The sequence below is a fragment of the Arenibacter algicola genome (assembly GCF_000733925.1).
In the GTDB taxonomy this organism is placed as follows: Bacteria; Bacteroidota; Bacteroidia; order Flavobacteriales; family Flavobacteriaceae; genus Arenibacter; species Arenibacter algicola.
In genome coordinates this window covers 413,210-427,845 of the sequence record NZ_JPOO01000001.1, presented here as the reverse complement: position 1 = coordinate 427,845, position 14,636 = coordinate 413,210, and the positions used below count along the sequence as shown (strand labels likewise).

Here is a 14,636-nt window from a genome sequence, read left to right as displayed (position 1 = left end):
CATTTTTATGTGTTAAAATTGTAATTTTTATATGCCTTATGTATAACATAATAATATATAATTTATATATTGCCCAAAATCTAACAGATATGATAACTCAAACACATCCTTTTTATGAAGCATCTTAAAAAACCATGGACAGGAAATGGACCTACCACCAAGTCCGTTCAAAACAAAAAAACTACCAAGTCCCCTTCTTTGGTATTCAGTTTAATTCTTTTACTGACCTTTGGCTTAACCTTTGCACAGCAAAAAGAAATAACAGGAACCATATCCGATGGAAGCGGACAACCGCTACCCGGAGCCAATGTCTTGGTCAAGGGGACCTCAACAGGGACCCAAAGTGATTTTGATGGCAACTACATCATTATGGCGAGTACAGGCGATGTTCTAATATTCAGCTATTTAGGATTCACATCACAATCTATTACCGTAGGCGATCAATCCACAATAAATGCAGTCCTACAAGAAGACGCTGCCCTCCTGGACGAAGTGGTCGTTACCGGCTACGGATCCCAAACCAGGGCCACCTTGACCACCTCGGTCTCAAAACTGGACACCCAAATCCTAGAAATCTCCACTAGGTCCAACGCAGCAACAGCCTTGCAAGGTACCATTGCCGGATTAAGGGTAACCAACACCACTGGGCAACCCGGAGCTACCCCGCAAATAGTTTTGCGCGGAGGTACCAACTTTGACGGTACAGGGTCACCATTAATTTTGATAGATGGGATACCAGGCAGCTTTTATGCTCTAAACTCCGATGATATCGAATCTATCGAAGTCCTGAAAGATGCGGCGGCTACAGCCATATACGGGGCCAGATCTGCCAATGGCGTAATATTGGTGACAACCAAATCCGGTAAACCAGGAAAGTCCTCGATCAACTATAAATATAAGTATAGTATGAATGAAGAAAGAAATGACCAAAAATATATTGGTGCGGCCGACTTCATAAATTACAACAGACAATCAATTGCCTGGTATCGCGAGGCCATTAATAACCCTGGATCCTTTGGTGCCTTTTTGGACGGGGCCAACAGTATGGGAACAGGCGGTGATGCCATTAGCTCCCCTTTCACCACGCAATTGTTAACCGCGGACAATCAATATTTGTTGAATCAACCAGGCTGGAGCACAATCCCGGATATCCTGAATCCAAGTCAAGACATTTTGTTTTATGACAATAAGACTGTTGGCGATCGAATTTACCAAAATAGTGCCACCAAAGACCACTACCTTTCCTTTGACGGCGGAAATGAAAAAGGTTCTTATTATTTAGGCCTGGGACTTTTGGATAACGACGGTTTAATTCTGGGATCGGGTTTTAAAAGGTACTCTGGAAAGTTTACGGGATCCTACAGAATTACGGACAACCTAAAGGTAAACTCCAATGTATTGTACTCCCATTCCAACCTAAGTTTGAGTCCATTGGGTGGCGATGACACGGTATTCAGGAGATTTCAGAGCCAGGCCCCTACCTCCAGGACCTACGACAACAACCCTGATGGCACTTGGTCCAACATATATGCGGTAGGACAAAACCAAGGATTTGGCAATCCTTTATACTATCAGGATAAATTTGTCAGAAAAAATTTGGAACAAAGGTTATCGGCCTCAGTGGGTATCGACTGGAGCATATTGGACAACCTAATCCTATCCGTAGATGGAAGCCATTTTACCATTAACAACCACAACGAAAGCTTTAATAGAGCCTATAGAGTTGGCAGTACAACCGGTCCGTTAAGAACGGGCAGGGAAGCGTCGGTAAGTCTGGATAGGACCTTGAGAAATCAGCTGACCGGTACTCTAAATTATATCAAGAGTATAGGCAGTCATAATCTTAATGCCCTGATTGGTGCAGAATATTTCAAGGACAATTACTTTACCACCTCTGCTGGAACCAGAAATTCCCCCACAGACCTGATAGAGACCTTGAATGCGGGAGCGGAAGCCAATGGCATACCTTCTAGCTTTGAAACTGAATATGTGCTTGCCTCTGCTTTTGGAAGGTTACTATATGATTATGACAACAAATACCTATTTGGGTTTACCTTTAGAAATGACGGCTCCTCTAGGCTCGGGAATAACAAGAGTGACTTTTTCCCAGGAGTATCCTTGGGCTGGAACCTGCACAATGAGAATTTCTTTGCCAATTCCAATATAGTCAATACTATATCCAGGATAAAGCCGAGATTGAGCTATGGTGTAAACGGTAATCAGGAGGTATTGAGCAATTATGGTGTTTTTGGGGCCTATGGCAGCCAAGGGGTATATAACGGACAAACCGGTTATGCCAACTCAGGATTACCTACCTTGGATCTACAATGGGAAAAGTCGACCACCCTAAATGCCGGTTTGGACATTTCATTTTTTAAGGATAGACTTACCTTTATCACAGATGTCTACTCCAGGGATATAAAGGACAAACTCGCAAATCTTACCCTTCCCTATTACACCGGTTTTAGCAGTATTCTTACCAACAATGGAACCATTAGGAACAAAGGATTTGAACTGCAGGTCAATGGAGATATAATTCAAAACCAAAACCTTACCTGGAATGTTGGCGCCACCATTACTTCCAATAGGAATTACGTAGAGAAACTTCCGGAAAATGCCAACGATCTCAACAGACAGGACGGACAGTTGATCTGGAATGCCAAGACAGGGGAAGAAGAGTGGGTAGGAGGTCTTCAGGAAGGCCAGCGCGTAGGCAACGACCTCGTTATTGCCTATGAGCAGGAAGGTATCTATGCTAGTCAGGCCGAAGCCGAAGCCGACAGCAACATTCAGGACGACTTCCTGCCTGGAGATAAAAACACACATTTTGCAGGAGATGTAAAATGGAAAGATCAAAACGGCGATGGAATCATCAACACCTTGGACAGAAAAGTGATAGGACGTACTACTCCAGACTTCTTGGGAGGCTTAACCACCAGTCTTAGATACAAGAACTTTAACCTGTTCGTAAAAACCGATTTTGCTACGGGACATTTGGTGTGGAACCATATCCGGAACAAAGGTTATGGACAAACACAAGGTAACTTGAACCAGCCTACTGAAGTCTTGGATTCATGGACACCGACCAATACGGATACCGACTGGCCACGTTTTGTTTTCGTAAACGGAACCAAAAATGTTTGGAGAGGGAATGAAGGAGCAAGCTCAGGGGATAGTTCCAGCCTTTTAAATGCAGGTAATAGTCAGTTTTGGGAAAAAGGGGATTATTTGGCCCTAAGGGAAGTAACCTTCAGTTATGACGTCCCCTCCGAATATTTCAATGATGTCATTAAGAGACTGAACATTTTTGTAACGGGAAGTAACCTACATTACTTCAAAAGTTTCACTGGAGAAACTCCGGAAATAGGGGGTGTTCAGTACGGAGCATTTCCCGTCCCAAAAACCGTTACCATTGGATTAAACCTAACTTTTTAAAATTAGAACGATGAAGAAATATATTTCCATACTATTAATAGCCTTTACCATGGGCGCTTGCGAAAGTGAGTTGGAACTCACCAGCCCCAGTGAATTGACCACAGCCGGCTTTTGGGATACAGAAGAAGGGGTTAGAACCGCCCATACGGGCCTATATGCCAATTTAAGATCTTCTGCGGATGACTTATGGCTATTAGGTGAAATACGAAGTGATATTTGGGGTGGCAGAACCTTTGAATCGCCCAACAATGAATCCCTGATAAGATCGGACATTACCGTTGCCACGGCACCCTTTGGTGGCTGGGCAGGTCTGTACACCAGAATACACCGTATCAACGATTTTCTGGCCAACGCCCCAGATGTTAGCTTTGTAAACGAAGAGGATAAAAACCATTTACTGGCACAAGCCTACGGTTTAAGGGCTTTATACTATTACACCCTTCTAAAGACCTGGGGAGGAGTACCTATCATTTTGGAACCCATAACCGATGTGGATCCCGCTAGTTTGAGCAAAGCCAGAGCAACCCAAGCAGAGGTTATGACCCAGATCAAAGCTGATATTGAAACCTCCTTGAACACTTTTGCATCATCAAACAATTTCTGGGAAGGCAATAGAAACTTCTGGTCCAAGGCGGCAACATTGGCCCTTAAAGGCGATGTTTATATTTGGTCGGGCAACGTAATGGGCGGTGGTGCTTCGGATTTTGAGGCCGCAAAAACAGCCTTACAGCAGGTTGCTTCCTTCGGGGTGGCATTGGAGCCGAACATCTCGGACTTATGGGGTGTTGGAAATGAAGGAAATAGCGAGTTTATTTTTGCCATACAGTACAAGCAGGATGAAGCTTCCAACTTTTACAATAGCCTTACCGGAAGAAGTACCGAAATAAACCCAACTTTTAATGACAAAGGCAACTCAATGGGCGATTTTGTAATCGCAGGAGCCAACAGATATGGACAATCGGAAAAAACGATACTGTTGCTGGACGACAATGACGACAGTCGCAAGGATGCCACTTTCATTAGGCTGTATGTGGACGATAATGGCGGACTTGGATATACAAACTATAATGAATCGGCCTACTTCGGTTCCGTATTCAATAAATTTTTGGGGCAGGTTATTGGGTCCGAGCGTATTTTTGAAAATGATGTTCCAGTCTACAGATATGCGGACGTAATCCTTTTATTGGCAGAGGCCAAAAACCTATTGGGGGAAGATCCTTCAAGAGAAATAAACCAAATTCGCCAAAGGGCATACGGTGATAATTATGCGCCCCTCCTCCACGCCTACACCAATGGATCTCCGACAGAAAACGCCAATGCCATCTTAGATGAGCGATATAAGGAGTTTATAGGTGAAGGCAAAAGATGGTGGGACTTAAGAAGGGCCGGGAACAGCTTTGTACTGGACAATATAAGCTTCTTAAACCCTGGTGACGAGTATAAATTGGTACTGCCCATTACTACCGATATGATCGGAAGAAACCCTTTACTGGAACAAACTCCGGGATACAATTAAAATATTGAGTTAGTTTGAATTGAGTTGTTTGCTGAAAAAAGGGTTCCATTTTTTTGGAATCCTTTTTAAGCTTTAATTCCACAATTAAAACCATCCAATAAAAATTACCCAAATTGATTAAACCAATTGCCAAGTGTTGACTAATTTATTTTGGGAGAATGAAATCTTTGTGCGTAATTGTATTTTGTAATACATAATAAAAATTAAATAGATGAAAGGACTAATAGCCGCGACTTATGCACCTATGCATAAGGATACCTCAATAAATTTGGGTATAATCTCCGAATACGGCCAATTTTTGAAAAACAACAAGGTAAGAGGGGCCTTTGTAAACGGATCCACCGGAGATTTTGTTTCCTTAACCACTAAAGAAAGGAAAGATATTATCACTGAATGGGCCGCGAACAAACCAAACGACTTTTTTCTGGTAAACCACGTTGGACATAATAGTTTAAAGGAAGCCAAAGCCTTGGCAACACATTCTGCCCAAAAGGTAGATGCCATAGCAGCATTGGCCCCTTATTACTTTAGACTTAGTTCGTTAAAAAGTTTGTTGGAGTACTGCAAAGAGATTGCGAGTTGCGCTCCCAACACTCCCTTTTATTACTATCACATACCGGTATTGACCGGTGCCAATTTCCTCATGCACGAATTTTTGGGATTGGCCTCCCAGGAAATTCCAAACTTTGCAGGGATCAAGTTTACCAACAATAACCTGATAGACTATAAATATTGTAAGGATTTTGATAATGGCGCCTATAATATTCTGTTTGGTTTTGATGAAATCTTACTGGCGAGTCTTCCTTTGGGAGCAGAAGGCTGGGTAGGTAGCACCTACAACCATTTGGCGCCCTTGTATTTATCCATCATAGAGGCTTTCCAAAACAACGACCATAAGTTGGCTGCGGCCCTTCAGGAAAAATCCATGAAGTTCGTGGATACCCTAAATGCAAAAGGTGGTTTTAATGGGGCGGCCAAATCCTTTATGAAGGTCTTGGGCGTGGATTGTGGCCCCAGTAGATTTCCACATGTTACACTTTCAATTGAGGAACTTAAAAGGGCCGAAAATGAGTTAGACGACCTTGGAATAATGGCTTATACTTCAAAATTTTAAATGTTCCATTTTTCAAAGCGCTATCCAAAAAATTAAATTTTACAAATGAAACCTCACAGCAACCTTTATAAAGACAATCTCCTAAACAACGTCATCCCCTTTTGGGAAAGGCATTCCCTTGATCGTACAAACGGCGGCTATTTTACCTGTCTGGATAGGGAAGGCAAGGTTTACGACACCGATAAATTTATGTGGCTGCAAGGAAGACAGGCGTGGATGTTCTCTACCTTGTACAACCAGGTGGAACCAAAGGAAAATTGGTTGGAAATTGCCAAAAGTGGGGTCGATTTTATAAGACATAAGGGAATGGATGCACAAGGCAATGTATATTTTTCCCTAACCGCAAACGGACAACCCTTGGTACAACCCTATAACATTTTTTCGCATTGTTTTGCGGCCATGGCTTTTGCCCAATATGGAATAGCGGCAGAAGATCAGGAATATAAAGAACTCGCCAAAAAAACGTATCTAAATATTCTTCTAAGAAAGGATAACCCCAAGGGAAAATATGAAAAAGGAACATTGGCCAGACCTTTAAAAAGTTTTGCCCTGCCCATGATCTTGTCCAATTTGGTTCTGGAGCTGGAAGACATATTGGAACCCAATGAAGTGGAGCGAACCATAGATTTTGCGGTTCGAGAGGTTATGGAAGTATTTCTGGATGGGAAATCAGGTATAATCTACGAATTCACAAAGCCCGATGGCAGTTTGGAAGACAGCTTTAACGGCCGTTTGCTGAATCCCGGTCATGGCATAGAAGCCATGTGGTTTATGATCGATATTGCCGTGAGAAGGAATGACCGGGAGTTAATAAATAAGGCTACTGAGACCATCGTCAAAATTCTGGAATACAGTTGGGACGAAGAATATGGCGGAATATTTTATTTTATGGATTCAAAGGGTCATCCTCCCCAACAATTGGAATGGGACCAAAAATTATGGTGGGTACATTTGGAGACTTTGGTAGCCCTTGCAAAGGCTTATGAACAAACCCAAAACCCGGAAATTTCCGCTTGGTACACCAAGGTGCACGACTATAGCTGGCAGCATTTTTCAGACCCACAACACGGAGAATGGTTTGGGTATCTAAATCGAAGGGGGGAAGTATTGTTAAACCTCAAAGGAGGCAAATGGAAGGGATGCTTTCATGTGCCAAGAGCCATGCTCCAATGTTGGAAAGCCTTTGAGAGAATGGAGAATAAAGGAATAATAAAATAGAAATTATCGTAAATTTATAAGACATGAAAAATACATTTTTAGCACTTCTGCTCGTAACCTATAATGTTACTGCACAACAGGAAAGCTTCGAGATTGCCGATGGGGTTATAAGCCATCAGGATCTGTTCAACACCACTATGAACCAGGATGTTTCCTGTTATCGCATCCCTGCCCTGGCCACTGCTCCCAATGGCAATATTATTGCTGCTATTGATGAAAGGGTACCTTCCTGTGGCGACCTAAAATGGAGCAAAGACATTAATATTGTGATAAGAAGAAGTGCTGATAATGGCAAAACTTGGTCAGCAATTGAAAAAATTGTGGATTTTCCATTAGGTCAATCCGCTTCGGACCCTTCTATGATCGTCGATGCCATTACCAATGAAATTTTTCTATTTTACAATTATATGGATCTGGATAAGGAAAAGGACGTGTACTATTTACATGTGGTAAAAAGTGCAGATAACGGCAAGACCTGGAGCCAACCCGAAGATATTACCCCTCAAATTACGAAACAGGAATGGCATAACGATTTTAAATTTATCACCTCCGGTCGTGGTATACAGACCCGATCCGGCACCCTACTCCATTGCATGGTAAATCTAAATAACGGTTTACATGTGTTTGGCAGTAAGGACCATGGAAAATCCTGGTTTTTTATAGACACTCCCGTAAGTCCTGCGGACGAATCCAAAATTATAGAGTTGGCCAATGGGGATTGGATGATCAACGCAAGGGCGAATAAAGAGGGGAAAAGATATGTACATATTTCCAGTGATGAAGGAAAAAGCTGGGTAACCCAACCCGAACCTGCCTTGATAGATCCAGGCTGTAATGCCAGTATAGTCCGCTATACCACCATCGAGGATGGTTACCGAAAAAACAGATTGTTGTTTTCCAATGCCAAAAGTGAAAAAGATCGCGTTAACATGACCGTTAGAATAAGTTATGATGAGGGCAAAACCTGGTCCGAAGGAAAAACTATTTACAAAGGAGAATCGGCTTATTCGTCCATGACCATCATGGAGAACGGGGACATAGGTCTGTTTTTTGAACAGGACGATTACCAGAAGAATACTTTCGTAAGCTTTTCGCTAAAATGGCTGACAGATGGAAAAGACAGGTACAGAAAGCCAAGGCCCAGGAAAAACTAAACTATTATGCAATGAAAATACATCCTTGGCTTTGCTGTCAGGAATTTGGAACGGAATGGATGATACGTTGGTAGTATACAGTATTCAGTTGGCAACGTGACCTTGACTGAATAAGGTTTCCTTTTGCCAACTGTGGACTACCTAAGTTTTTGGAAACTATAAGTAACCTGAGTTCGACTTATATCTAATTGTTAATTAGTTATTTATGATAATTTTGTCCGGTCGAGCGCAGTCGAGACCTCAATAAAAAGATATAACTCTCAAAAAACCTCTTGACTCCGCTACCATTGACGTCTTTATTAATAGTCTCAATATGAATGATATGAATTGGTAACGATAGTCACTTCGACAGAGTCCCTTTTCGGGACGACGAGAAGTCACACATACAGGCCGGGAGCTGGATGTGCGATTTAGCTCATGTCATATTTATTTCAGGGGTATTCGTGAACCTTCGGTTTCTCATATGCATTCGAAATGACGATCTGGAAACCTTCAGTTTATAACTCATACCTTTAACTGTCTCTCTACCCGTATCATATTTGATGTTTACCCCAAAATCAAATTTTTAAAATAATGTCATTTTATCCGCTTGAAAAATAAAATTTCTTGGGTCTCGAGGGGACTGCAGTAATTATTTAATTTACACGAAATCAACATCTTGATATTGTTTTATGTCGAACTCACTTTAAACAACTGCAATACATTCAGATAAATTGCCCCATTGAAAAATTATGGATATATTTATGATGAACTACGCCTTTTAGCATGTTAGTTTAGATCTATCATTTAATTTAACAAATCCACCTATGGCCATTGTAAAGGATCTAGCCAATTTTGACCACGCGGTTTCGGATATGTTCAAACAGCCTAAATCAGCGGCGGAATGGGAGCAATACAAATTATCCGATGAACAGCTGGCGCACTTTCATGAATTTGGTTATGTATCGGGCATAAAGCTCTTGGAGGAATGGCAGGTTGATAAATTAAACCAAGAATTGGCGGAAATAATGGACCCGGATCATCCCGGGAATCATTTGTTCTATGAATTCCACAGTAATGAATCCCAGAACCCCAATTCGGTTTTATTCCATTCCCTTGGACATTGGCGTATTACTCCAGGATTTCACGACGTTCTTTGGAACCCTGCCTTTACTATGGCGGCCCATCAGCTGTTGAACACCAAATCCGTTAGGTTTTGGCACGACCAATTATTTTGTAAACCAGCCCGGCATGGTGGTGTAGTAGCTTGGCACCAAGACTATTCCTATTGGACCAGAACAATTGCCATGCAACACCTTACCTGCTGGACAGGATTGGATGATGCCAATATGGACAATGGTTGCCTTCATTATATTCCCAAAAGCCATAAATGGGGTCTTTTGGATGCCCCGTCATTGGCAGGTGATATGGATGGCCTCATGAAATATCTTAGTGAAGATCAGAAAAAAGAGTTTAAGCCCACGGCCATTGAATTGAAAAAGGGTTTCGCCACTTTTCATCATCCATTAATGGTGCATGGTTCTTACGAGAATAAATCGGAAAGAAGCAGAAGGGCATTTGTACTCAACGTATTTGCCGATGGCACTGTAAGCAATACGGACGACGAGCTCTTGGCCGGGGTTCCCAAGGTTCCAAAAGGCCATAAGATGGAGGGTAAATTTTTCCCTTTACTTTATACCCCTCAATATTCCTAAAAAAGTATCTGTTCTATTTTTTACCTTTCTTTAACGCATGATCAAAATGGGGTTCCAAATGACGGCGCATGGCACTCCTATAGGTCTCGGGAGTACCTACCCTTAAGTTGTCCATTAGCATTCTATGTGTAACAAATTGTCCGGAAGAATATTGATAATCAGTTTTGTTTTTCTTGGATTCTTCCAAATACACATACTCGAAAACGGGCAACAAAAGACTTTGAAACCGCTGCACAGTGGCATTGTTGGACATTTGGTAAAGCTTGCCGTGAAATGCAATTTCCCTGTCCAAAGAAAAGCGATCCTTCTCATAACTTGTTTCTTCCTCCAAAGTCACAATTCGCTCCAGTTCATCCATGTCCTTTTGCGTTTTGTATTCAAACAGAAAATCCGCAATTCCCATTTCCATTATCAATCGAAGCTCAAATAAGTTTCTAAGGGTATCATCGCCTAGTAAAGTGGGGTCAAGGATACGTTCAAAATTATTTATAATATCGGGCTGGGTCAAAATCATGCCGCGATGCTTTTTGGAATCAACAATCCCTAGCGTTCTTAAACGCAAGAGAGCTTCCCGCACAACTGTTCTACTAACCCCAAAAGCTTCGGAAAATTCCAATTCTTTTGGAATGGCATCCCCCGGCTTTAAATTGTTCTCCTTAAAAAACTTAAGAATTCTAATTTCCGCCTTATCCACCAAAGACAGGTTTTCCAAAGGTTCAATTTTATTTAGTGTACTCATTTTTTTACGAAAATTAGAATTGCGATATTACCCTGGTTCAATTTAAAGGCAGAAGATTAATTTTTGCGTAATTTATAACAAAATTACAACTATTTCCCCTTAATTGCGTAAAAATTGTTTTATGTCTTACATATTAATATGGAAATTGAAGTGTGTTGGGTAACAAGTTGTAGAGGTATAATGTGAAATTGATTATTTATTTAGATAACAATAACCTTTAAATTAAAATCCATAAAGATGAAGAATTATCCAAGACCATACGTATTGGCCGAAACCAATTGGAAAACCGTGCGAGAGGAAAACTACACCGTTGCCATATTGCCCTGGGGCGCTACTGAGGCACATAATTACCATATGCCTTATGGAACCGACAATATTCTGGCAGAGAACGCCGCCTTGGCATCGGCCGAAATTGCCTGGACCCAAGGTGCTAAAGTGATTGTTCTGCCCACCATCCCTTTTGGTGTAAATACGGGACAAATAGATGTTGATCTTTGTTTAAATATGAACCCAAGTACCCAAATGGCCGTATTAAAAGATTTGGTCCAGGTTATGGAGGCCAATGGTATTCGGAAATTGGTCATCGTAAACGGACATGGAGGCAATAATTTCAAACAGATGATCAGGGAACTGAGCATAATTCATCCTACAGTCTTCGTTTGCTCTCTAAATTGGTGGCAGGCCGCCAAGGCTTCCTACTATTTTCAAGAACCAGGGGACCATGCCGGGGAATTGGAGACCGCCGTTGTAATGCATTTAACCCCAAATTTGGTATTGCCCTTGAATGAAGCCGGAGATGGAAACGCTAAAACATTCAAAATAAAAGGATTAAAGGAGGGATGGGTTACCGCCCAACGTAAATGGACGGCCGTCACCAAAGATACCGGCGTGGGAAATCCAAAAATGGCCAGCCCAGAAAATGGAGCCAACTTCCATAAGGCAGTGACAGCTTCTATTGCCAAATTTTTAGTGGAACTCCATGAAATCGATGTTGATGATATGTACGAGTAACCATATATTAACAGCCATACCACCATCACGAATAATAAAGTTGTTAAAATTTAAAATCTTGTGAATATGTCATACATAATACTATTATTTTAAGTATATTGGCCCAACCAAGACACATATCTAACATGCGGATATTAAAACAGCTTTTTATACTTATAATCGTGCTCCTGGGCACATTCCCAGCTTTTTCCCAAGACAGCCTTAAGCTTTCCATTCAAGATTATCCCAATCTTCCGGCCGAACCTGATCAGCCAAAGGCCTTCGGCCTCGCAGGGATGTTGGGGGGCGTGCATGATGGAGTAATGATCGCAGCAGGAGGAGCCAACTTCCCCGATGCCCTTCCCTGGGAAGGTGGACAAAAAAAATGGAGCAGTTCTATATATATCCTCGAAGATGACATATGGCAATTGGCAAAAACTTCTCTGCCTTACCCTTTAGCCTACGGAGCATCGGTAAATCTTCCCAATGGAATTCTGTGTATTGGCGGCAACAATAATGAAGAAACCAGTAATGCTGTTTTTCTTATGAGTTACGACAAAAATACCTCGGACATATCCATAATAAACTACCCGGACCTCCCAGAACCTCTATCCAACTCTGCCGCCGTTATCAACGGAGATTATGTTTATGTTATTGGGGGCATCAATAATGCTAAGAGCACCAACGCTTTTCTAAGACTGGATCTAAAAACCAAAACTTCCTGGGAACGGCTTCCGGATTTCCCGGGTCCCCCCAGGGGCCTTCATACGGCAGTGGTCCAAGAAGCCACTGAAGCTAAAAAGATATTTGTGGTTGGCGGAAGGAATGAAGTAAAGGGAAATCTTTCGGAAGTAATCCGCACCTATTTATCCTATAATCTCAAAAACAATACTTGGCAAGAAGAAGGTGAAGTACTTATAGACCAAAAGCCCAGGGTATTGATGGGGGCCTCCGCCGAAGCCATGGGATCTATGCATTTAATGATTTACGGTGGTTCTGACGAAACACTTTTCAATCAATTGGAGCAATATGGGTTACAAATTTCCAAAGAGAACAATGATTCCATAAGGCAAAATTTAATTCGATCAAGAAATAATATATTAAATACACATCCCGGTTTTAGCAGGGACATTTTGGCCTACAACACCATTACCAAAAAATGGTTCGTCCATGATAGTCTGGACATTAAAATTCCGGTTACGGCCCTATCTTTCAGCGACCAGGACAATTTCATCATCGTCTCAGGTGAAATATCTCCCGGAATACGCACGCCGAAAGTACAAGCGTTCAAAATTGCGGAAGCTGCACATCCTTTTGGACTGCTAAATTATGGGATATTGGCGGCATATTTGTGCATATCGGTCCTTATAGGGCTATATTTTTCCAGGAAACAGCGCTCTACTGAAGACTACTTTACCGGAGGTGGGCGTATCCCTTGGTGGGCTTCGGGACTCAGTGTTTTTGGAACCTTGCTGAGCGCAATAACCTTTATGGCTATACCGGCCAAAGCCTTTATTACAGATTGGTCCTATTTTATGCTCAATATGACCGCTATTTTGATTACCCCTGTAATTGCCTATATATTTATTCCATATTTTGCCAAACTCCGAATATCCACAGCCTACGAATTTCTGGAGAATAGGTTTAATTACACGGCCAGGGCATTGGGCAGTCTTTCCTTTATTTTGTTTCAATTGGGCAGAATCGGGATTGTCCTATTGCTGCCATCATTGGCTGTATCCATAGTTACCGGAATACCCGTTGAGGCCTGTATTTTATTAATGGGCATACTCTGCATAATATATACTGCATTCGGAGGGATAGAAGCGGTAATTTGGACAGATGTACTGCAGGTGATAGTTTTAATGGGAGGTAGTGTTTTGGCTATTATCTGGATTATGCTGCATACAGAAGCTAACTTCAGTGAAATGATAGATTATGCATCAAACAAAAATAAGTTCAACATTATGAACATGGAACTCAATTTTACCGACTCCACTTTTTGGGTGGTTTTTATTGGAGGATTGGCTTCTGCTCTGGTCACCCAAGGAACGGACCAAACCATTGTTCAACGCTACTTGACCAGTAGAAATATCAAGGATTCACAGAAAACCGTCTACACCAACGCCATTATGACCCTACCGGCAACCATAATATTCTTTGGTATTGGAACCTTATTATTTATATTTTATTCTGAGATGCCCGATCGCTTATCCCCATCCATTACCAACAACGATTCCATTTTTCCGTGGTACATTGTTAAAGAGCTTCCTCTAGGAGTGTCAGGACTGCTTGTGGCAGGAATCTTTTCAGCGGCAATGTCCAGCATCAGCAGTAGTTTAAACTCGGTTTCCACGGCATTCTGCAGCGACTTCTACAAGCACTTCCGTCCCGAAATAGCCGATTTGCGCCTCCTACGCATTGCAAGGGTGGCTACCATAATCACAGGTATTTTAGGGGTGTTGTTTGCACTATGGATGGCTAGTTCCAACATAAAATCCCTATGGGATGAATTCTACAGATACCTGGGTCTTTTTACAGGCGGCCTGGGAGGAATGTTCCTTTTGGGCATGTTGACGAAAAAAGCCAATGCCAAAGGCACGCTAATCGGATTTGTGTTCAGTGGAGGCTTAATCTACTATATTAGTAACTATACCTCTATAAACTTTTTAATGTACGCCTTTTTTGGATTGGTTTCCTGCTTTGTATTTGGATATGTATTTAGCCTGATTTTTAAGAACAAAAAACAGAATGGAACCCAAATTTAAATTTTTCA

General features: G+C 41.8%; 9 protein-coding genes. 8 read left to right on the top strand and 1 reads right to left on the bottom strand.

What is annotated here, in order from left to right; genetic code table 11:
• Positions 1-114 precede the first annotated feature (114 nt).
• From U735_RS0101790 to U735_RS0101765, 6 genes are all read left to right on the top strand, one after another.
• On the top strand, positions 115-3,435 hold the full coding sequence (locus U735_RS0101790; RefSeq protein WP_084681059.1) for a SusC/RagA family TonB-linked outer membrane protein: 3,321 nt from the start codon (positions 115-117) through the stop codon (positions 3,433-3,435).
• 10 nt (positions 3,436-3,445) lie between these two features.
• Complete coding sequence (locus U735_RS0101785; RefSeq protein WP_031442186.1) at positions 3,446-4,951, top strand: RagB/SusD family nutrient uptake outer membrane protein; 1,506 nt, start codon at positions 3,446-3,448, stop codon at positions 4,949-4,951.
• 211 nt (positions 4,952-5,162) lie between these two features.
• A complete protein-coding gene (locus tag U735_RS0101780; RefSeq protein ID WP_031442185.1) occupies positions 5,163-6,065 on the top strand; it encodes a dihydrodipicolinate synthase family protein in 903 nt (300 codons plus the stop codon).
• 45 nt (positions 6,066-6,110) lie between these two features.
• Positions 6,111-7,283: an AGE family epimerase/isomerase gene (locus U735_RS0101775; protein ID WP_031442184.1), complete on the top strand. Its 1,173-nt coding sequence runs from the start codon at positions 6,111-6,113 to the stop codon at positions 7,281-7,283.
• 23 nt (positions 7,284-7,306) lie between these two features.
• Positions 7,307-8,437, top strand: a complete 1,131-nt coding sequence (locus U735_RS0101770) for a sialidase family protein (protein WP_034247958.1) — start codon at positions 7,307-7,309, stop codon at positions 8,435-8,437.
• An 806-nt stretch (positions 8,438-9,243) separates the two neighbouring features.
• On the top strand, positions 9,244-10,131 hold the full coding sequence (locus U735_RS0101765) for a phytanoyl-CoA dioxygenase family protein (RefSeq protein WP_031442182.1): 888 nt from the start codon (positions 9,244-9,246) through the stop codon (positions 10,129-10,131).
• Between the two features lie 13 nt (positions 10,132-10,144).
• Here the strand turns inward: U735_RS0101765 and U735_RS0101760 are convergent, their stop codons facing one another.
• Complete coding sequence (locus tag U735_RS0101760; RefSeq protein ID WP_031442181.1) at positions 10,145-10,870, bottom strand: FadR/GntR family transcriptional regulator; 726 nt, start codon at positions 10,868-10,870, stop codon at positions 10,145-10,147.
• A 237-nt stretch (positions 10,871-11,107) separates the two neighbouring features.
• Between U735_RS0101760 and U735_RS0101755 the strand changes: the two genes are divergently transcribed.
• Together U735_RS0101755 and U735_RS0101750 are read left to right on the top strand one after the other, a co-directional pair.
• Complete coding sequence (locus U735_RS0101755; RefSeq protein ID WP_031442180.1) at positions 11,108-11,881, top strand: creatininase family protein; 774 nt, start codon at positions 11,108-11,110, stop codon at positions 11,879-11,881.
• 125 nt (positions 11,882-12,006) lie between these two features.
• Entirely contained in the window at positions 12,007-14,628 is a 2,622-nt protein-coding gene (locus U735_RS0101750) for a sodium:solute symporter family transporter (RefSeq protein WP_031442179.1), read from the top strand.
• Positions 14,629-14,636: the final 8 nt, after the last annotated feature.

Bases quoted from the DNA above. Each gene is read 5' to 3' on its own strand.
- U735_RS0101765 (WP_031442182.1), top strand. From the start codon at position 9,244: ATGGCCATTGTAAAGGATCTAGCCAATTTTGACCACGCGGTTTCGGAT.
- U735_RS0101785 (WP_031442186.1), top strand. From the start codon at position 3,446: ATGAAGAAATATATTTCCATACTATTAATAGCCTTTACCATGGGCGCT.
- U735_RS0101760 (WP_031442181.1), bottom strand. From the start codon at position 10,870: ATGAGTACACTAAATAAAATTGAACCTTTGGAAAACCTGTCTTTGGTG.
- U735_RS0101780 (WP_031442185.1), top strand. From the start codon at position 5,163: ATGAAAGGACTAATAGCCGCGACTTATGCACCTATGCATAAGGATACC.
- U735_RS0101750 (WP_031442179.1), top strand. From the start codon at position 12,007: ATGCGGATATTAAAACAGCTTTTTATACTTATAATCGTGCTCCTGGGC.
- U735_RS0101755 (WP_031442180.1), top strand. From the start codon at position 11,108: ATGAAGAATTATCCAAGACCATACGTATTGGCCGAAACCAATTGGAAA.
- U735_RS0101770 (WP_034247958.1), top strand. From the start codon at position 7,307: ATGAAAAATACATTTTTAGCACTTCTGCTCGTAACCTATAATGTTACT.
- U735_RS0101790 (WP_084681059.1), top strand. From the start codon at position 115: ATGAAGCATCTTAAAAAACCATGGACAGGAAATGGACCTACCACCAAG.
- U735_RS0101775 (WP_031442184.1), top strand. From the start codon at position 6,111: ATGAAACCTCACAGCAACCTTTATAAAGACAATCTCCTAAACAACGTC.